Source organism: Chryseobacterium sp. CG10_8 (genome assembly GCF_058117085.1).
This window is the reverse complement of record NZ_JBYVEB010000253.1, coordinates 1-913: the sequence shown is the minus strand read 5'-3', so window position 1 is coordinate 913 and position 913 is coordinate 1. Positions and strand designations below refer to the sequence as shown.

Sequence of the window (913 nt, the reverse complement as noted above, 5' to 3'; positions counted from 1 at the left end):
TTGACAAAGGTTACTAAAGATGGACAACAATATTATTACATTAAGGCAGCAAATAATCCTTATAGGAATGATACTTTAACCTATGAAGTAAGTGGAACGCAAAATGCCGCAGTATCAAATACTTTGGCTTCTTTACCAGAGAGTCAGTGGACTGCAGCAGGAACATCTGAAGCATGTGTACCGAAGGCAGATGTATGTTTTAGCCGTTTACATCATGGTTATGCAGATATCTTGATACCTGTGAGCCAGTGGAATAGTCCATCAGTAGTACTAAAGGTTTATCATCCAAACAATAATTATGCAATCAGCCCAATTACTTATAATGTTGGAGATTTGACAACGGTTACTAAAGATGGACAACAATATTATTACATTAAGGCAGCAAATACAAGTAATTGGGATCAGACTTTAACCTATGAAGTAAGTGGAACGCAAAATGCAGCAGTATCGAATACGTTAGCTCCTTTACCAGAGAGTCAGTGGAATGATTTTACAAATCAAGAATTATGTATTGATAAAGCTGACGGTATTTGTATTAATAGGAATAATGCAAGCTACGTAATTTATATTCCAGTTAGTGAATGGGTTGGTAATAGTGCTACTGTAAAATTGTACCATCCTAATATTAACTTGGTAGCAAATCTATCATTTAACAATATTAGTACTGAGATATATAATGGAGTTTTGTCGTATAAAATCGCAACGAATATTACTTCATATTCAACTTCGAAGTTAATTGTAGAAATTGCAAGTTTATCAAATGCAGCTGTACATATGTACTTGAATCCAGTGCAACAATTGTGTTATCCAATGGAAGGAGGGTGCAATAATCCTGTTACTCCAACTTTCACACAAGTAGCTCCAATTTGCCAAGGCGGCACGTTTATGTTACCAACAACATCAACGAATGGTT

General features: G+C 35.3%; 1 protein-coding gene. It reads left to right on the top strand.

What is annotated here, in order from left to right; translation table 11 throughout:
- Positions 1-240: 240 nt before the first annotated feature.
- On the top strand, positions 241-913 hold a 673-nt coding region (locus AC4AGG_RS16595; RefSeq protein ID WP_489773135.1), incomplete at its 3' end, for a hypothetical protein.